The organism is Chloroflexota bacterium, from assembly GCA_009840355.1.
Taxonomy (GTDB): domain Bacteria; phylum Chloroflexota; class Dehalococcoidia; order Lucifugimonadales; family JADFKI01; genus Bin90.
On record VXNZ01000034.1, the window covers coordinates 22,244 to 40,524 of the forward strand.

The window sequence follows — 18,281 nt, forward strand, 5'->3', positions numbered from 1 at the left end:
GCACACACTCTTGGCGATTCGTGCTGCAGTGATTTCGCCAATTCGCGCACATCACCCAATAAGCGCTTGCTGCAAACGGCTAAGGAACAGCACAACCTCCGGCACACCGTTAAGGCTATAATCGGCGCTGTCAAACACTGAAGCGGGCGTGCCGTCCTGAATGACCGCGATTCCGGTGCCGTCTATCGCGCCGGAAGCCTTGCGCTGTTGCAACGCTTGCAGGGCGTCGGCGTCTGTCGTGTCGTCTCCGAGAAATACAACACTGTTCGGACCCCACTTCTCTATCAGCCAGTCTAGGGCAACCCCTTTGTTCACGCCGTTGCGCGCGCGGATTTCCAGTATCTTGTTGCCCCAGGACAGTTCAAAGCCACCCATGTCGGGCATAGACTCCACCGCCGCACGCAAACGCTCCACGACTCCGGCTTCGTCCATCGCACGGCGATAGTGCAAGGAAGCGCTGTACCTCTTATTTTCCAGAACCAGCCCGGGGTCGTCCGCCGCGTCCGCCAGGCTTTCGAGCATGCCTTGCAGGTAGTGCTCGGCTTCTTCCGAGCCCTCCGACGCGCTCAGCGTCCCATCCACAATCCGCTCCACGCCATGATTGCCGATGTACACGATGCCCGCTATCCCGACGCGCCGCTCCACATCGCGCGCCGCCCGTCCGGACATCACGCCCACGAGCGCCAGCCGATCCGTGAGCCGTCGAAGAGGTGGCACAACATCGGGATGTATGACGGCGTTCTCGAGCACCGGCACGAACTCGGACAGCGTACCGTCGAAGTCCAATACCAGAGCCAGACTGTCGGCATTCAGGTTGCCGATAGCTGAATCGAAGTTCGCTAATAGGTTCGGCGGGCGGCGGCTAGTTAGGCTCACTGCAATGCGTCCCGGTCGTCTTGAAGCAAAGTTCTCACGGCGCGCGCGACTAAGCCGGACGCCAAGCGCACCTTGTAGCCGTTGTCGGATAACGGTGCCGCGCCTCGCACCGCTGCCTGTCCGATTGCACCGGCATCGATGTTGCTAACGGGCTTTCCGACGATCGCTTGCTCAGCATTGGTAGCCTTGTAGGGCACGGGTGCGACGCCGCCAAGCGCAATGCGAGCGCTCGCTACCACATCGTCCACTACATCCAACGACAGCCCGACGCTTGCCAGGGCGAAGTCCATCGCCTGCCGTTCCTTCGCCTTCAGGAATATGTTGCGGCTGTTGGGAGATGGTGTGGGAATGATGATTTGCGAGAGTATTTCGCCCGCGCCGAGAATATTCTCCGTAGTTACATCAGCGCTTGAGGACGAGAAGAAGCTTTGCATAGGCAAAGAGCGAATTTCGTTTGGCGACGCAATCATAACGCTCGCGTCCAGCGCTGATAGCGCGACGGCGGTGTCGGATGGATGCACGATGGGACAGGCGGCATTGTCGAATATCGCGTGGAACTTGTTCGCGCCGTCAATCGCAAAGCATTCTACGCCGCCTTTCTTGCGACAGTCGAACAGCGGACTGCGATAGTACCAGCAGCGCGGTCGCTGGCAGAGATTGCCACCAAGCGTGCCGACATTGCGAATTTGCGGTGTCGCCACGGAGTCGCAGGCCTGCGCGAGCGCGCTGTAATGCGAGCGTATGACGGGATGCGCCGCAATATCGGCGATAGTCGTCATCGCCCCAATCTTCGCGCGTTGACCATCGACTACGATGCCGCGAAGGTCGTCCAAGCCTTGCAGGCTCACGAGCCTTTGCGGACTCAGCGTGCCTTGCTTTAGTTCGCCCAGCAGGTCGGTGCCGCCCGCGATGATATTGGCGACTGTGCCATTTTCTGCCAGACGTCTGCCGGCATCATCCACGCTCTGCGCGTTCACGAACTCGAAGCCGTACATTGCCGCTATTCCTCGCCTTGTTCGTCTAGTGCGTTCAGCGCGTTCAGAATCTTATCGGGCGTGGCTGGCAGGTCGGTAATTCGCACGCCAACGGCGTCGTAAATCGCGTTGATGACGGCAGGCGCGACTCCAACACTCGGCGGCTCGCCTAATGCCTTTGCTCCGTACGGTCCTATCGGATCGACCACATCGGCAAAAATTACCTCGACCGGCGGGTACTCGCGAATTGTCGGGCTCTTATGCTCCAAGAAGCTCGCATTCAGCGTCGCGCCGGATTGCGGGTCGGTCAGCATCTCCTCAGACAGCGTGAAACCCAGCATCTGCGATACGCCGCCCTCGACCTGATTCGTGGCGAGACGCGGGTTGAGGATGCGTCCGGAATCATGCGCCGCCACATAACGCAGTACGCGCACATTGCCCGTTTCCGTGTCCACTTCAACTTCCGCGAAGTGCGCGCCGAATGTGTTCACGATGTAGTCCGTGCTACCCGGCATCACCGATGCCGCCGCTTCGAGCGTCTCTCCATCCGTCCGCGATGCAATGTCTGCAAGTGTAAGTCTCTTATCGCCGCTTGCACTGACTATCTGTCCATCCACAATATCGAGACTGCCGGTATCTCCGTTTAGGTGCGCAGCCGCGATTTCAAGCACCTGTACCTTCAACTCTTCGGCTGCCTGTTTTACCGCTGTGCCGGTGGAGAATGTCGCGGTTGAGCCTGCTGTGATGGGCGCTTCAGGCGTGTCCGCGGTGTCGCCGAAGGTGACGTGCACGCTGTCGTATGGTACGCCGATCGCCTCCGCGACAATCTGTGCGATGACCGTCGTGCTGCCCTCGCCCACGTCCATGAGACCGGCGATGACCTGCACACTGCCATCGTCGTTCAGGCTGACTTTCGCCGCCGACCTGCCGCCCGGTCCGCCTCGATATATGAGCATGCTCATGCCCCTGCCCGTCTTCAGATGATCCTCGGACGTCGAAGTCGCAGCGTCCCTGTTCTGCCAGCCGAATGCCTCCGCGCCGCGTTCTAAGCATTCCCGCAAGCCATTCGAGGAGAACGGTATGCCGCCTTCGACGGGCTGCGTGTCGATTATCTCGTTCGCGGGCGTTATTCGCTCGCCCGCCTGTCCTTCGATGCCCACATGATTTCGCAGCCGAAAGTCCAACTGGTCGATGCCGAGTTCGTCCGCGATGTGGTTCATCGTAACTTCGAGCGCGAAGTGCCCTTGCGGAGCGCCAAGCGCGCGATAAGACGCCGCCGACGGCTGGTTCGTATAGACAAGGTAGCCGTCGTAACGCACATTCGCACAGCGATACAGGTAGAGCGCCGCCTGACCAGCGCGCCGCACAACGCCGGGTCCCGATGCCAAATACGCGCCCGTGTCCATCAGTGTAGTGGCGTGAATCGCGGTTACTGTGCCGTCGCTTTGCACGCCGACTTTCACCGTCGTTTCTGTGGAATGGCGCTTTCTGCCCGCGACGAACTCTTCCTCACGGGTCGCTTCAACTTTCACGGGCTTGCCCGCCCTGCGCGCCAGTTCGGCGGCAATGACGGACAGACGCGATTCGTCCTTGCCACCGTATCCCGCACCGAGAGTCGCGCCTATCACACGCACCTGCTCGCGTCGCACGCCTAGCGCGGATGCGAGGCTCATCCTGTCCGCGTGCACCCCGCGCGATGTCTTCCACACGGTCAGGTTGTCGTCTTCCCATATCGCTACGGCAGCTCGTGGTTCAAGCGGAGCGGGCGAGTGCGCGGGCGTGCTGAAACTCATGCTGAACACGCGATCAGCTTGCTCAAAGCCTTCGTTAACATCGCCGCGTGTGAGCGTTAAAGGCTCGCCGCCCAGCAGATTGCCATCGGCGTGAACGCGGGCATCGTCAGATTCCAACGCTTCTCGTGCAGCCGTAACGAATGGCAGCGGTTCGTAATGCACATCAATTAGGCTTGCGGCGTATTCCGCCAAGTCTTCGTCGTCGGCAGCGACGGCGGCAACTTCATCGCCAACATAGCGAACTTCGCTGTCGAGAATCGCCACATCGGGCGCAAGCCTGCCGGGTGGCACATCGAAGGGCGTAATTATGGCGCGCACGCCGGGCAGTTGCTCAGCCTGCGCGGTGTCAACGGATACGATGCGCGCGTGCGGATACGGACTGCGGACAATCTTGCCGTACAGCATGCCTGGCAGCTGTACATCACTTGTATATTGTGCCTGACCCGTCAGCTTCTGCGGCAGGTCGCGGCGCGCAACCGAATTGCCTATTACCGAGTTCGCCTTCATTGCTGCGCCGCCGCCTGCTTGACGGACTCGATGATGCGCCCGTAGGCGTTGCACCTGCACAAATTGCCGGACAGCGCCTGCCGGATTTCGTCGTCGGTCGGGTTGGGTGTATGGTCGAGCAATGCCTTCGCGCTAATCAGGAAGCCCGGCGTGCAGTATCCGCACTGCCCGCCGTCGTTATCAAGGAAAGCTTGTTGTATCGGGTGCAGATTGTCGCTGTCGCCGAGTGCCTCTATGGTGGTGATGCTCTTGCCGGCGGCTTGCAGCGCGAGCATCTGGCAGGCGTACACGGCACTGCCGTCTAGCAGCACGGTGCAGGCGCCGCATTCGCCTCTGTCGCAGCCGCGTTTTGCGCCGATCAGCGCCAGCGACTCGCGCAGCACGCGGAGCAGCGTCCAGTGATGGCGCACCTCTACGGCGCGAACATCGCCGTTCACTTCCAAGTCGATTTGCGCCGTGAAATCCTGCACCAAGTTCGCCTAAATCGCTTGAATCGCCTCGTTCGCAATGTCCGACATTTGTCGCTACTGCGCAGTTATGCCGCCGTCTATCACCAGCTCCGAGCCGGTCATGAACGACGCCTCGTCCGATGCAAGGAAAAGCGCGCCATAGGCAACATCGTCCACCGTGCCGACCCTGCCGAGCGGCACGCGTCCCACGGACGCCGCAAGTCCTTCAGGCGTGCCGATGTTGTCCGCGATCATCTCAGTATCTATGGGGCCCGGGTGGATCGAATTGGCGCGAATGCCGTCCGGCGCGAGCTGAATCGCAGTGTTCTTGGTGAACAGCCGAACGCCGCCCTTCGATGCCGTATATGCGCCGCCGCGCGGGCTGCCAACGAGGCCGGCAGTGGACGATATGTTGATTATGGAGCCGCCACCCGATTCGCGCATCGCCGCAATTGAGTGCTTCGTGCCGAGAAACACGCCCTTAAGGTTAATGTCGATGATGCTGTCCCACTCCTCTTCAGAGGCGTGTTCGATTGGCACGCGGCTGTAAATCGCGGCATTGTTCACGAGAATATCCAGTTTGCCGAATGTCTCGACAGTCTTCGCTACGGCGGACTGCCATTCGTCGGCGCTGGTTACATCGAGAGGCACGAACAGCGCCCTGCCGCCCGCTTCGTTGATTTCGGCTTCGACCTGCTTGCCCTCGTCGTGCAGGATGTCCGCGATGACGACCGCGGCGCCTTCCTGCGCGAAAAGCTTCGCCTCGGTCGCGCCCTGTCCACGCGCCCCACCGCTTATCAGAGCCACCTTGCCTTCAAGTCTCATAACTCAACCTCTCTTGGAATCAGCGCTAAGGCGGCGCGTTCTAGCCGTGCTAGGACGAGTGCCAGCCATAGACTTGGATGCGTAATTGCTTGAGCAAGATTCTACCACTAATGGCAATTCAAGACAAAGCGATGGGCCGTTCGATACGTCCTTCCCCAATAGTCCTAGTAGTACATGGAGTTGCGAGCCGCTGCGACTTGATTGCCGCCACGCAAAGTATCCCTTCCCTTCCCTTCTGACGGAAAAGGGGCAGAAAAAAGATGAGGACCCTCAAACTCCGCCGTAGTAAGCGCACAGTCTGCAATTTCGGCAATTTCGGCAGAACACGAACAAAGGTATTGACAAGAACGCTCGTACTGTTCTAAAATGTTCGCCAAGAAGTATGTTCTATTACAGAACATGGAGGATGACCATGACGAACAACACCCACACCGCCACCATTCATCAGTTCCGACTTCCCGGCTTTCAGCCGGACATTGCTCACAAGCCCACTCCGAAATCTGCCACTTGCTGCAGCGTACACGTTGGGCAGCAGGTGGTATATATGGGCAGCATCCACGGCGGTCCGAGACACGGCAGCAGCGGCATCGTAACCGAGGCGCTGCGGCGCAAGGCAGTAGTGGACATGGGCAAGTCAGGGGTGTGGAACATCCCTTATCACTTCCTGACAGTCCCGCAAGCCGCCTAAGCACGGCTGACTGTATATTCGCATAGTTGCGGCACACCCACATAATGCCGGGCAGCAGACGATAGCTTCGGGCTGCTCTACCCGCTATTTCACCAAAACGGGCACCAGCACATCCACCAGAACAGATCGAGGTAACCCTATGTTCAACGACATCATTAAGGCATTGGCATTCGGCAGCGCTCCGAAGAACATGCCTGACATGCAGCAGCTCACAACAGGCATCAACGTCAAGGTTGTCGGCGTCGGCGGCGCAGGCGGCAATGCCGTCTCGCGTATGGTCAGGACAGGACTAACACAGGTTGACACTCTCGTTCTGAACACCGACATACAGGCGCTAGACACTATGCCACACATCCTGTCCTACGCGTTAGGGCCTGAGACCGTGAATGGCATGGGATCCGGCGGTCGCCCCGAAGTGGGACGCAAGGCGGTGCGGGAAAGCCAAGCAGACATTGCCGAACTGCTCGATGGATCGGACATGGTGTTCGTAACCGCCGGCATGGGCGGTGGCACTGGTACCGGCGCGTCCGCAACCGTCGCGGACATCGCACGTAAGAAAGGCGCGCTCACGGTTGGTGTGGTTACACTGCCGTTCTCATTCGAAGGCACGCGTCGGCGCGAAGTTGCGGAGCAAGGTATTCGCAGCCTGAGGCAGAAGGTCGATACGCTGATAATCGTGGAGAACGACCGGCTATTACCGTCGCTCAAAGGCAATGTAACGCTTGAGCGCGCATTCGAGGCGGCGGACGATGTGCTGCGGCAAGGCGTCAAGGGCATTTCGGATATCGTCACCGTATCCGGGATGATAAATGTCGATTTCGCCGATGTTCGATCTGTGATGGCAAACGGGGGCCCTGCATTCATGGCATACGGCGAGGGCAAGGGCAAGTGGGCGGCGATAGAAGCGGCACGCTCTGCGCTGGCGAATCCGCTTTTCAACGCGCCGCTGGAAGGCGCAACCGGCATCCTGTTCAATGTAACCGGCGGCAAGGATCTGACGCTTGGGCAGGTACACGAAGTAGCGGAGATTATCCGCAAGGCAGCGAAGTCCGACGCCAATGTCATCTTCGGCGTAGTGCAAGAAAGGCAGATGAAGAGGCGCGTGGGCATCACCCTAATTGGCACGGGTGTAGGCAGCAAACCACAGAAAGAGACGATTCCGAAGGACGAGAGTAAGAGTGCGGTAACCCTGTCGGATGCGGAGCTTAACCGGCTAATCAATGCTCCGAGCAGCAACGGGCATCTTCAAGCCGACCTGACGCAGACCGCAAGGCTTCTGTAGCCGCGAACCCGCTAACGTTACCCGTTAATGCTGACTGACGACCTGTAGCTTTGCATTGCCTGCGTCAGCGCGGACAATGGCAGCAGCGCGCACTTTATCCGTATAGGGTAATCGCGGACGCCGGCGAGATTAGCGAGATCGCCCTCGTGGAAGAGCGCTTCTTCGGCTTCCGTGTCTCCCTGCATCATCTTGCGGTACAGCGCGACAAGGGTATCAATTTCGTCGAAGTCCTTGCCCTGCACCGCCTCAGCCAACATCGAACCGGCGGCTATGATTATAGAGCAACCTTCAGCCTGCAAACCAATGTCGCTGACGCGCCGGTTCGCGTCTATGTTCATTTGCAGGTGGATTTCGTCGCCGCAGAAGGGATTTATCGCCTCACCCACAATGTCGGGCGCACTGAGAGGTTCGTGATTTCGCGGATTGCGCCGGTGGTCGAGTATCGCGTCCCGGTATAGGTCGTCAATCCTACCCAGCGCCATTGCCGAAATACCTCAACGCCTCGCGCAGCGCATCTACAAGCTCGTCCACTTCCTCTTCCGTGTTGTACAAGTACATGCTCGCCCTAGCCGTAGCGGGCACGCCCAGGCTGCGCACCATCGGCATAGAGCAGTGATGCCCTGTGCGTATGGCGATGCCGCGCCTGTCCAGCAGTGTGCCTAGGTCGTGTGGGTGCACATCCGGATGATGGAACGATACGATAGCGCCGCGCTTACTGGGGTCTTTGGGCCCGTACACGTCCAACTCTTCTTCAAACTGCTTGAACGAATCGAGAGCGTACTTCGTCAGCTGTATCTCGTGCTCGCGGACATTTTCCATGCCCAGATTTTGCAGATAGTCCACAGCCGCGCCCAGACCGACTACGCCTGAGATGTTCGGCGTGCCTGCCTCAAAGCGCATCGGCAATTCGTTCCAAGACGCATCTTCATAGGACACCGCCAGCACCATGTCGCCGCCGGTCAGGAACGGACTCATGCGCTCTAGCACTTCGCGCTTCACATACAATCCTCCTATGCCGGTTGGCCCCAGCATTTTGTGTCCGGAGAACGCGAGAAAATCGCAGTCTATGTCCTGAACATCTACGGGCATGTGCGGAACGCTTTGCGCGCCGTCCACCAGCACGGCAGCGCCAACCGCGCGAGCCTTCTTGGCGAGTTCCTTGACCGGAACGATGGTACCGACAGCGTTGGATTCGTGCACCATCGCCAAAAGTCTGGTGCGCGGGCTGAGGATGTCGTCAACCGCGTCCATGTCGAGCGTGTGCTCTTCGGTGATGGGCAGGATGCGCAGGTTCGCGTCCTTCTTGCGTGCGAGTTGCTGCCACGGCACGAGGTTGCTGTGATGTTCGAGCGCGGTTACCACGATGTCGTCGCTGGCCCTTATGTTGTCCTCGCCCCAGCTATTTGCCACGAGATTGATGGACTCGGTGGTGTTGCGCGTCCATATCACGGTCTCGGGGCTATCGGCGTTTATGAGCGCTGCGACCTTCGCACGCGCCTCGTCATAGCGCTCCGTGGATTCCATGCTGAGCGCATGAACGCCACGATGCACATTCGCGTTGTAGCCCTCGTAGTAGTCAACAAGCGCCTGGATGACCTGGCGCGGCTTTTGGGAGGTCGCTGCCGAGTCAAGCCATATCAGCGGCCTGCCGTCATAGACCTTCTTAGAGAGAACGGGAAAGTCCTCTCGGATCTTCCTCACATCTAGCATAATGTTACCTGCCGCGCCATTTGCGCCGATTACTGGGTTAGACCACGGAGTTAAATGTCAACTTCGATGGCGTCGCCTTCGACCCTTACCGTAAAGGTGTCAACCGGCACCACGGCCGGCAGCTCGGTGGCAGAGCCGTCGGTCACATCAAAGCGCGCGCCGTGCCGAGGACACTCGATCTCACAGCCGTCCAGTTCGCCCTGTTCGAAGGACGCGAAGTCGTGTGTGCACACATCCTCGATGGCGTAGTAATTGCCGCTGACATTGCACACGGCTACCGCCTTGTCGCCGACCTCGTACACCTTGAGCGACCCGGCGGGGATGTCGCCCACGCTTGCAACTTTCTGAAAAGCCATTCTAACCCTCCCTGATTGATTGGCTGATACCTGCCTGACACCTAATTGATACGCGAAGACGATTGTCAGACCGCCGTCTTCATCACTATGGGCTGCATGCCCTTCTCGCTTTCCAGTCGAATGAGCGTGCTGTTCACCAGATCCTGGATAGTCGTGGAATCAAGAATGTCGTACACCGCCTCGGCTACCGAGCGCCAGACATCGCGCTGGGCGCAGCAGGTGATGTGAATGCACGCCGAACTGTCCGAAAGGCAGGCGACCGGCGACTCAGTGCCGCCAAGACTCATCATCACGCTGCTCAGGCGAATGTCCGCAGGCTGCATAGCGAGGAAATGCCCGCCGCGCGGTCCACGATGGCTGCCCGTGATGCCGCTCTTGTTCAGCGAGTAGAGCACCTGCGCCAGAAATTGTTCGGGTATTGCCGTGCGCTTGGCGATTTCACTAGCGCGGACGGGTCTATCATCGCCGTTCAGCGCCAAGTCAACCAGCGCACGCACGCCGTAATCGACCTTGATTGGGATATACATAGGCAACTCCCCTAGCCGCCCGCTCGCCGGTACGCCTATTCGATGGTAACCGTCTTTGAGTTATCGTCTGCCAGCGCGGAATTGAACGCATGCCACGGCAGCGTGGCACACTTTATCCGCGCGGGGAAGCGCGAGACACCTTGCAGCAGCTCCGCATCGCCGAGCACATCGGGGTCGAAGTCTTCCTGCGTTATCATGCTGCGGAATTCATCGAACACCTTTTCGGCTTCTTCCAATGATAGACCTTTTACGCTCTCCGTCATCATCGACGCCGACGCCTTAGATATGGCGCAGCCGATAGCTTGAAAGCCAATATCCGCAATTTTGTTGTCTTGGACAGAAAGATAAACTGTAATTTGGTCGCCGCATAGCGGGTTGAACCCTTCGACCTGCCGGTTCGTGCATTCCGGCTTGCGGTAGTTACGCGGCCGGCGATTGTGGTCCATCACTACTTCTTGATATAGGTCGTCCAGATCGTACATATTTACCTGATTATTCTGCCTTAGAGTCTGCCTAAAATTCGAACTTGTAACTGGGGAGAGAGTCGAGGAACAGCCTCTCAAGAAAGTCCCTGAGGTCGTCGTCCTCAACCGTGTCGATGATTTCACTGGCGAAGCCGAATATCAGCAGGCGGCTCGCAGTTTCCAAATCGATGCCGCGGCTTCGCATATAGAACACCGTGTCCCTGTCGATGTTGCCTGCTGTTGCGCCGTGTCCGCACTTAACATCGTCCGCCCAGATATACAACGAAGGCTTGCTATCGACCTCCGCGTCCGGCGAAAGTACCAGGTTTTTGTCTTCCTGATGCGATTCGGTTTTGATAGCGCCGCGCTGCACATACACCGTGCCGCCGAACACCGCGCGAGACCTGCCGTCCAAGATGCCCTTGTAGTACAGGTTGCTGCTGGAGTGCGGTTTGTTGTGGTTGATGTTGATATAGTTGTCCATGTGCTGGCGGCCGGACGTGAAGTATAGCCCTTGCAGGTCGCATGACGAATTTTCGCCGTCGATGTTCGTGTACAAGTCGAATCTGCCCAGCCCGACTTGGCGCTCGAACACTTTCGAGTTGTACGTGCTGTCCGCGCTCTGCTGCACTCGCGCAACGCCGACATGAAAAGCGTCCTCACTTTCCATCAGCAGCCGGTAGTGTTCAAGCGTAGCATCGTCGCCGAGTACGAATTCCGCCACCGAGTTCGTCAGGCAGCGATTGCCCGGCACGCCGATATAGCTTTCCACGATGGCGGCGCTGCTGCCGCGACCGGCAGTAAATAGCACTCTGGGATGCGAAACCGTCTGCGCGCCGTCCGTCGTAACGAAGACGAGGTGGATCGGCAATTCGACGGAAGCATCGCTGACAATCTCGATGAGCGCGCCGTCGTCGATGAACGCCGTGTTCAGCGCGATAAAGCCGTCTTCTTCGATGTCTGCGTATCGTGCCAAATGCTCTTCAACGACTTCGCTGCCGGATGCGATTGCGTCCGCGAGGCTGGAAATTGACACACCGTCCGCGCCGTCCAGCGCAGACGAAAGCGTATGCGAAAATCGCCCGTCGATAAACACAACGCGCGGACTATCGCCCTGCGGTGGCGCGACTGCGTTGAGTTCGCCAACGCTGAATATGGAGTCGCCATCCGCCGCGAGCGCAAGTTCAGCGCCGGCGATGGGCGCTATGTTCGTGTACTTGTACGGCTCGTTGCCGCGCCGTGCCGTCGGCAGCCCAACATTGCGAAAGCGCTGCCACGCCGCCGCGCGAATGTCGCGCAGCCAGACAGGCTGCTCAACATCGCCCAGCGAATCGAAGTCTGTGGTGTACTGTTCGTACCGTGTGAGAGTTTGTGTCATGTGTTTCCGTCAGTTATTAGTGTTCAGTTGGTCAGGCTTCAGTAGCGTGTTTAATATGTAGCGTCTATCCTGTCAGATTACCAACCCATACCGATGCCAGAACTGCTGCGCCGATTCCCAGAATCCAGTACAGAATTCGATTTTGCGCCGCTTCTATTCGGTCAAGCCTTGCATTCATTTGTGAGACTTCACCTTCAAGGCGTCCAATGCGGCTGTACACTTCAGCGGCATCAACTTGTTCTCGCGTTTCAGTTGTCATAAGTTATCCTATCGTCCTCTATGTTTGCTGCTTAGACCACAGGATAGACATATTTTCCATCCAGTCTATCCATTCGCTACCGACAGGAGCAGGCTTCCGTCTGAACCACTTGCCCTCGTCTATAAGTATTGAGTAGGCGACTTTCGCATATTTTGACGAAACATAGTCCTTTACGCGATGAATGTCTTTTTCCACTTCTGTCCAAGAGACAACCGGAAATTTACCTTTGGGAATATCGCCACACAAATCCGCATTTCGGTTATGAGACGGCTCATATTTGAACTCAGCGGCTATCTCAACAATGTTGTTGTTGAGGATAACTAAATCTGCCCGCCGTTTTTGTAACAAAGTATAGTCGTTGAATACACGATGCGGCATATTATGCCTTGTAATTTCGGAGTTCAAATGCGTTTGCACAGTCCAAACTATATCGCGCTCCGTATAGAATCGGTAGTTGGAATAATTCTGCTGCAACCATTCAATGGCACTTTCAAATAGATCAGAAGATTTCACTCCAACCCCTACTACTCTTTTATTAAATAAATTGTTGGTCAGTTTTCAGTATGAGGACTGCCCACTGATAACTAGAACTCTACGCCGGCACCTCTTCCCGCAACCATTCGTAGCCCTTATCTTCAAGCTCGAGCGCGAGTTCACGACCGCCGGACAGGGCTATGCTTCCATTTAGCAGCACGTGCACGAAGTCGGGCGTGATGTAGTTTAGGATGCGCTGGTAGTGCGTTACCATCACAATGGAACGGTCGTCGGACTTGAATTTGTTCACGCCTTCGGACACAATGCGCAGCGCGTCGATGTCAAGGCCGGAGTCGGTCTCGTCGAGCAGCGCCAGCGTCGGCTCAAGTAGCGCAAGTTGAAGTATCTCGTTGCGCTTCTTCTCGCCGCCGGAAAAGCCTTCATTCACCGAGCGGCGCACTAGGTCGGCGTCTATTTCGACCGTGTCCATCGCGGCATCGAGCAGGCGGTCGAATTCGCGTACTCGCAATTCCCTTTCACCGCGGTGCTGCCGTATAGCATCAACCGCCGACTTCAGGAACTGCCACGAGCGCACGCCCGGCAGCTCTACCGGATACTGAAAGGCGAGGAATACGCCCTCACGCGCCCGAGTCTCAGGGTCCATTTCCAACAGGTCTTGCCCCTTGTACAGCACTTCACCGCCGTCTATGGAATATTCCGGCCTGCCCGCGAGCACATTAGTGAGCGTGCTCTTGCCGGAGCCGTTCGGCCCCATAATCGCATGCACCTCTCCGATGTTCACGGTGAGGCTTATGCCCTTCAATATCTCGGTGTCTTCGATGGACACCTGAAGGTCGCGTATCTCAAGAAGGGGCGCATTGTCGTTCATCGCGTCTGTCATTTCTTTCCGATTCTTCCTCTTTCAATCCGTTCGTCCAATTCGTGCTAGTTCAACTATGGATTGCCGTCTCGCGTTCTGTAGAACTGCCTAGCCTTCACATAGCTGCGGCGGCGCGGCGCTATCCCACCGTGCCTTCTAGGTTCACGCGCAGGAGCTGCGAGGCTTCTGCGGCGAACTCGAATGGCAATTCCTTGAAGATGCCGCGGCAGAAGCCGTTGATTATCATGTAATTCGCCTCTTCCAAGCCGATGCCGCGCTGCTGAAGGTAGAAGAGCTGGTTGTCGTCCACCTTGCTCGTGGTCGCCTCGTGCCCCATCTGTGCCGTTGGGTTGCGCACCTCGATGTAAGGCACGGTGTGCGCGCCGCACCGGTCGCCGATGAGCAGCGAGTCGCACTGCGTAAAGTTGCGCGCGTTGGACGCAGACGGCATTATCTTCACCTGCCCGCGGTAGGTATTCTCCGCCTGCCCTGCCGAAATGCCCTTGGCGATTATCGTGCTCTTCGTGTTCTTGCCGATGTGGATCATCTTCGTGCCGGTGTCCGCTTGCTGATAGTTGTTCACAAGCGCCACCGAGTAAAACTCGCCGACCGAGTTGTCGCCCTGCAGTAGCACGCTCGGGTACTTCCAAGTAATCGCAGAGCCGGTCTCGACCTGAGTCCACGAAATCTTGGAGTTTTTGCCCCGCGCCGCGCCGCGCTTCGTTACGAAGTTGTACACGCCGCCGATGCCGTCCTTGTCGCCCGGATACCAGTTCTGCAGCGTGGAGTACTTTATTTCCGCATCGTCCAGCGTTACCAGCTCGACGACGGCTGCGTGCAGTTGGTGAGTCTTGCGCATCGGCGCGGTGCAACCTTCAAGGTAGCTCACATACGCGCCCTTGTCTGCGATGATAAGCGTGCGCTCGAACTGTCCGGTATCGAGTTCGTTGATGCGGAAATATGTCATCAGCTCGATGGGACAGCGCACTCCCGGCGGCACATAGACGAACGAACCGTCGCTGAACACGGCGGAATTAAGCGCGGCGTAGAAGTTGTCGGTGTACGGTACGACCGTGCCGAGATACTTCTTCACTATCTCAGGATGCGTCTTGACCGCTTCACTGACCGAGCAGAAAATCACGCCCGCGTCTTCGAGCATTTTGCGGTAAGTAGTCGCCACCGATGCGCTGTCCAGCACCGCATCCACCGCGACGCCCGTGAGCCGCTTCTGCTCTTCGAGAGGGATGCCCAGCTTATCGAACGCCTCGCGAATCTCCGGATCGACCTCATCTAGGCTCTGCGGCGCGTCCGCTTGGGACTTCGGCGCTGCGTAGTAGATGATGTCTTGGAAATCGATGGGCGGGTAGCTGACATTCGCCCACTTCGGCTCTTCGTTATCCAGCGTAAGCCAGTGGCGATACGCCTTCAGCCGCCATTCGAGCATCCAGTCCGGCTCGCCCTTCTTCGCCGAGATGAGCCTTACGATGTCTTCGCTCAGACCGCGCGGCGCGATGTCCGATTCTATATCGAACTCAAAGCCCCACTTATATGCCTGGTCTTCCACGCCAGTCTCGCGCGAGATGACCTGCTGTGTAGTCATGGTAATCGCCTCTCCCTGTCGCTGATGTCTGCGCCAAGATTTTCTTGTCGGAGCGCTGATATACGCTATTGGCAATGCTAGGATGTGTCGCCTGAATGCCTTTGCAATATGCTGCCCAAAGTGTTGTTGATTAAATCGGTCAACAATTACATGAGCAATATAACAAAGTATGTAAGTGGGGGTCAATGATTTAAGCATTCTAAACAACAGACGCCGATTAGCAATTTTCAAGTATGGTAGTATAATTGCAAGCAAACGAATGTTCCTTACTTGCAACGGAGGTTCTAGTATCCCTATGACGACAGAACACGAACATACGCTGAATGTCTGGACTGCCGAACTGCTGCGGGACATGCACGGACTTGACGCCAAGCAGGAGCGGAAGCAGGCAGACCGCAAGCGCATCGACATAGAAATTCGTATCGGCCCCGTCAAGATTGCATTTGAAGCCGAGCAGGGACAGACAACTACCAAAAAGCGCGAAGCTATCAGCGACGCCGACAAGCGGCTCAAGCAGAAAAACGCCGACTGCGCCATCGCCGTCTGCTACCCCGACGGGATCTCCGAGAAGCAACAGATACCTGACAGTCGAATGCTCTGGACCATCCGCGCGCCCGGAAGCCAGATTCCATATAACGATGTAAAGTGGACGGAAGCCAATCTTGGCGAACTGGCGTCGGTCATACAGTTCGCGCCGATGCAGCTTGGCAACCCCGATTTGGCGGCGGCGGGCTTGTCCGCAAGCCTTGACAGGGCGGTTGGGCGGCTGAGCGACACCCAGATGCGTATGCTTGCTGAGGCACTTGACCTACCCGGCTGGGTGCGGAGTAGTGGGAAAATCAAGGCGAGCAACGCACCCAATGCGCGATATGACAGAGCCGCAAAGCGCGCGCTTCTGGTTGTAGCCACCGCCGTGATGTTCCACTCCCGTCTGGACGCCTACCGCGCCGAACTCAAGCCAAAGTACGACAACCGACAACCGGAGCGGACGCCTTTCAATGGCGAATGGCCTCCCACCATGGCGCAGCACTGCGTCAAGCACGCGGACCCGATTGGCGCTTTCTACGACGCATGGGAACTCTGGCTTGCCGTGGACTACAAGCCCATATTCTCAACCGCGCAGACCGCGCTCAACGGCTGTCCGCATGACTCCGCTTTCACCGCCGCGATACGCGAAGTTAGCGAAGCGGCGCTAGCTCTTACCCGCGACATCGCCGGCTTGCGCCACGACCTGCTCGGTCGCATCTTCCACACCGTTCTCGATACCGCCCGCTACGACGGCTCTTTCTACACTACGACCGCCGCCGCGACCCTCTTGGCGTCTCTCGCCATCACAAACGACATGTGCGACTGGAACGACATCGACGCCATATCCAAGCTGCGTATCACCGACCCCGCCTGCGGCACGGGAACGCTGCTGATGGCGGCTGCCGAGCGCATCCATGAACTCGCGCCTGCCGCGAGAGACGACGCCGAATTGGGGCAGGCGTTAATCGAGAATGTTCTTGCGGGCTACGATGTCAACCTCACCGCAACGCACATGGCGGCAACCACGCTGGGCTTGCTCTCGCCCACCACGCGCTTTCAAAACATGAAAATCGGACGCGCATTCCTAGGCGTGGACGACGCGGGCAAAGCGCACCTCGGTTCGCTGGAGTTCCTTGATGCGCAACCGATGATGATGCCCTGGCCCGGCATGGCGCAATCCGTATCGCAGGTTGACGACGGCAGTGAAATGGCGCAGCCTGATCCGTCCGACATTGTGATAATGAACCCGCCCTTCACCCGCGACAGCCTACGACATGACCAGTTTAGCAGTGCTGACGAAGCGAAGCTTAAGGCGCGCGAAAAGAGATTGTTCGCCAACAAACCTGTTCATCTTTCCAGCAACGGCAACGCTTTCGTCATTCTAGCGGACTTCATGCGAAAGCGCGAAAATGGAACTATAGCGTCAATCCTACCACTGGTTACCGCTACAAATGCGTCATCTCTGGACATACGCAAGTTCTTGGGTAGGGACTACCACATAGACACACTGGTCGTATCGCACGACCCACAACGCATTTACTTCTCGGAAAACACCAGCATCGGCGAGATACTGTTGGTGTGCCGACTGCGGGAAGATGCCACCAAGCAAAAGCCGCCAACTCGCGTTGTAAATCTCGCAGTCAATCCCTCTACGCCCGCCGAAGCTATCGCGGTTGCGCGGGCAATTGAGGGTGGTATGCTGCAAAGTTCCGGCGCTGGCACTGTGCAGTATGCATCAGCGCAAGAAATTGCCGACGGAAACTGGGGCGCAGTGCAATTCCTTTCAGAATACTTGGTCAAAAACTTCGCTGCGTTAAGACGCAGCGAAGTTTTTGACAGCATTCCCTTGAGCAAGGTTGCTGAAATAGGACCTGACGGTAGGGGATTAAGAGGCGCATTCAGCCGCTCGAAAATGCCCAGCGCGGACGGCATGGTTGCGTTGTGGGACCACAACACTGATGCCACTCAATCAATGTCTGCTCAGTTTGACACACACGCAGTAGCTAAGCGTGGGAAAGAGAAGCAGGCGAGAAATCTTTGGAAGAAGCGCGGAAGGATGTTGTTGCCAACACGCATATTTCTGCCAACAGTTAGGGTTATGTCCGTGCGATTGGAATCCCCAGCGCTGGGGTCCGCTTGGGTTCCTTGCAAGTCTACTGCGGATGATGTCAGCAAGCAAGACCAAATTGAAAGGGCACTTTGTACATACCTTAATTCGTCGGTAGGCATATTGGCGGTATTGGGAGACCGTTCCAACAGAAAGCCGACCTATCCCAACTTGTCAATGGATGACCTCCGCAAGATTGTCGTCCCTGACTTCACCACGTTGGATGACGACGCACTAGAAACGCTGGTATCAGCTTATGACGCCCACGCCCACAAGACGCTGCTCCCCCTGCCACAGATGAACGCCTGCGATACGCGCCGCGCCCTGGACGCCGCGGTGTGCGCCGCCCTAGGCATAGATGCGGAGGACATCGCCACAATCCGACGCAATCTAGCCGCCGAGCCGTCGGTTACGGGCAGGCGGTATGGACAATGATCGCCCACGACTCAAACGCCACCGCCCCCGACTGGCTGACCGATATCAACGCCGTGGAAACGCGACTGACCAACCGCATCGAAAGGCTGTTCTTCGCAATACTGGGCGCGGGCAGCGGCATTATCATTGCCCTCATCGGCTTAATCGTCGCCAAAATCCTGAAAGACTA

At 57.6% G+C, this 18,281-nt stretch carries 18 protein-coding genes; 3 read left to right on the top strand and 15 right to left on the bottom strand.

From position 1 onward, the window contains the following. Nucleotides 1–51 precede the first annotated feature (51 nt). Genes otsB through F4X57_09955 form a run of 5 tightly spaced genes read right to left on the bottom strand, consistent with a single transcriptional unit; the run spans nucleotide 52 to nucleotide 5,424 of the window. Nucleotides 52–966, bottom strand: a complete 915-nt coding sequence (gene otsB / locus F4X57_09935; GenBank protein ID MYC07473.1) for a trehalose-phosphatase — start codon at nucleotides 964–966, stop codon at nucleotides 52–54. Further along, complete coding sequence (locus F4X57_09940; protein ID MYC07474.1) at nucleotides 873–1,871, bottom strand: xanthine dehydrogenase family protein subunit M; 999 nt, start codon at nucleotides 1,869–1,871, stop codon at nucleotides 873–875. The genes otsB and F4X57_09940 overlap by 94 nt, the downstream gene beginning before the upstream one ends. Before the next feature lie 5 nt (nucleotides 1,872–1,876). After that, nucleotides 1,877–4,150, bottom strand: a complete 2,274-nt coding sequence (locus F4X57_09945; GenBank protein MYC07475.1) for a xanthine dehydrogenase family protein molybdopterin-binding subunit — start codon at nucleotides 4,148–4,150, stop codon at nucleotides 1,877–1,879. Continuing rightward, nucleotides 4,147–4,620, bottom strand: coding sequence for a (2Fe-2S)-binding protein (locus tag F4X57_09950; GenBank protein ID MYC07476.1), 474 nt, complete (start codon nucleotides 4,618–4,620; stop codon nucleotides 4,147–4,149). The genes F4X57_09945 and F4X57_09950 overlap by 4 nt, the downstream gene beginning before the upstream one ends. Nucleotides 4,621–4,674: 54 nt before the next feature. Continuing rightward, complete coding sequence (locus F4X57_09955) at nucleotides 4,675–5,424, bottom strand: glucose 1-dehydrogenase (protein ID MYC07477.1); 750 nt, start codon at nucleotides 5,422–5,424, stop codon at nucleotides 4,675–4,677. A 412-nt stretch (nucleotides 5,425–5,836) separates the two neighbouring features. Here F4X57_09955 and F4X57_09960 point away from each other — a divergent pair, with 412 nt between their 5' ends. Together F4X57_09960 and ftsZ are read left to right on the top strand one after the other, a co-directional pair. Continuing rightward, complete coding sequence (locus tag F4X57_09960) at nucleotides 5,837–6,112, top strand: hypothetical protein (GenBank protein MYC07478.1); 276 nt, start codon at nucleotides 5,837–5,839, stop codon at nucleotides 6,110–6,112. Between the two features lie 139 nt (nucleotides 6,113–6,251). Further along, complete coding sequence (gene ftsZ / locus F4X57_09965; GenBank protein MYC07479.1) at nucleotides 6,252–7,394, top strand: cell division protein FtsZ; 1,143 nt, start codon at nucleotides 6,252–6,254, stop codon at nucleotides 7,392–7,394. A 17-nt stretch (nucleotides 7,395–7,411) separates the two neighbouring features. On the opposite strand, the gene F4X57_09970 is transcribed toward ftsZ, so the two are convergent. The 10 genes from F4X57_09970 to sufB form a co-directional block, all read right to left on the bottom strand. After that, complete coding sequence (locus tag F4X57_09970) at nucleotides 7,412–7,876, bottom strand: SUF system NifU family Fe-S cluster assembly protein (GenBank protein MYC07480.1); 465 nt, start codon at nucleotides 7,874–7,876, stop codon at nucleotides 7,412–7,414. Then, nucleotides 7,863–9,104 carry a cysteine desulfurase gene (locus F4X57_09975; GenBank protein ID MYC07481.1) on the bottom strand — a complete coding sequence of 414 codons (1,242 nt, stop codon included), beginning with the start codon at nucleotides 9,102–9,104 and terminating at the stop codon, nucleotides 7,863–7,865. Before F4X57_09975 ends, F4X57_09970 begins: the two co-directional genes overlap by 14 nt. A gap of 50 nt (nucleotides 9,105–9,154) precedes the next feature. Next, nucleotides 9,155–9,460, bottom strand: a complete 306-nt coding sequence (locus F4X57_09980) for a non-heme iron oxygenase ferredoxin subunit (GenBank protein MYC07482.1) — start codon at nucleotides 9,458–9,460, stop codon at nucleotides 9,155–9,157. A gap of 65 nt (nucleotides 9,461–9,525) precedes the next feature. Continuing rightward, nucleotides 9,526–9,987 carry an Rrf2 family transcriptional regulator gene (locus F4X57_09985; protein ID MYC07483.1) on the bottom strand — a complete coding sequence of 154 codons (462 nt, stop codon included), beginning with the start codon at nucleotides 9,985–9,987 and terminating at the stop codon, nucleotides 9,526–9,528. A 35-nt stretch (nucleotides 9,988–10,022) separates the two neighbouring features. Then, complete coding sequence (locus F4X57_09990) at nucleotides 10,023–10,469, bottom strand: SUF system NifU family Fe-S cluster assembly protein (GenBank protein MYC07484.1); 447 nt, start codon at nucleotides 10,467–10,469, stop codon at nucleotides 10,023–10,025. A 31-nt stretch (nucleotides 10,470–10,500) separates the two neighbouring features. Beyond that, nucleotides 10,501–11,829 carry a Fe-S cluster assembly protein SufD gene (gene sufD, locus F4X57_09995; protein ID MYC07485.1) on the bottom strand — a complete coding sequence of 443 codons (1,329 nt, stop codon included), beginning with the start codon at nucleotides 11,827–11,829 and terminating at the stop codon, nucleotides 10,501–10,503. 64 nt (nucleotides 11,830–11,893) lie between these two features. Beyond that, on the bottom strand, nucleotides 11,894–12,088 hold the full coding sequence (locus F4X57_10000; GenBank protein MYC07486.1) for a hypothetical protein: 195 nt from the start codon (nucleotides 12,086–12,088) through the stop codon (nucleotides 11,894–11,896). Between the two features lie 18 nt (nucleotides 12,089–12,106). Beyond that, the gene (locus F4X57_10005) at nucleotides 12,107–12,601 is read right to left on the bottom strand and encodes a hypothetical protein (GenBank protein ID MYC07487.1); all 495 of its coding nucleotides are present in this window, start codon (nucleotides 12,599–12,601) and stop codon (nucleotides 12,107–12,109) included. A gap of 79 nt (nucleotides 12,602–12,680) precedes the next feature. Beyond that, complete coding sequence (gene sufC, locus F4X57_10010) at nucleotides 12,681–13,463, bottom strand: Fe-S cluster assembly ATPase SufC (protein MYC07488.1); 783 nt, start codon at nucleotides 13,461–13,463, stop codon at nucleotides 12,681–12,683. 118 nt (nucleotides 13,464–13,581) lie between these two features. Then, nucleotides 13,582–15,042, bottom strand: coding sequence for a Fe-S cluster assembly protein SufB (gene sufB, locus F4X57_10015; GenBank protein ID MYC07489.1), 1,461 nt, complete (start codon nucleotides 15,040–15,042; stop codon nucleotides 13,582–13,584). Nucleotides 15,043–15,337: 295 nt separating this feature from the next. Here sufB and F4X57_10020 point away from each other — a divergent pair, with 295 nt between their 5' ends. Further along, complete coding sequence (locus F4X57_10020; GenBank protein MYC07490.1) at nucleotides 15,338–18,112, top strand: SAM-dependent DNA methyltransferase; 2,775 nt, start codon at nucleotides 15,338–15,340, stop codon at nucleotides 18,110–18,112. Nucleotides 18,113–18,281: the final 169 nt, after the last annotated feature.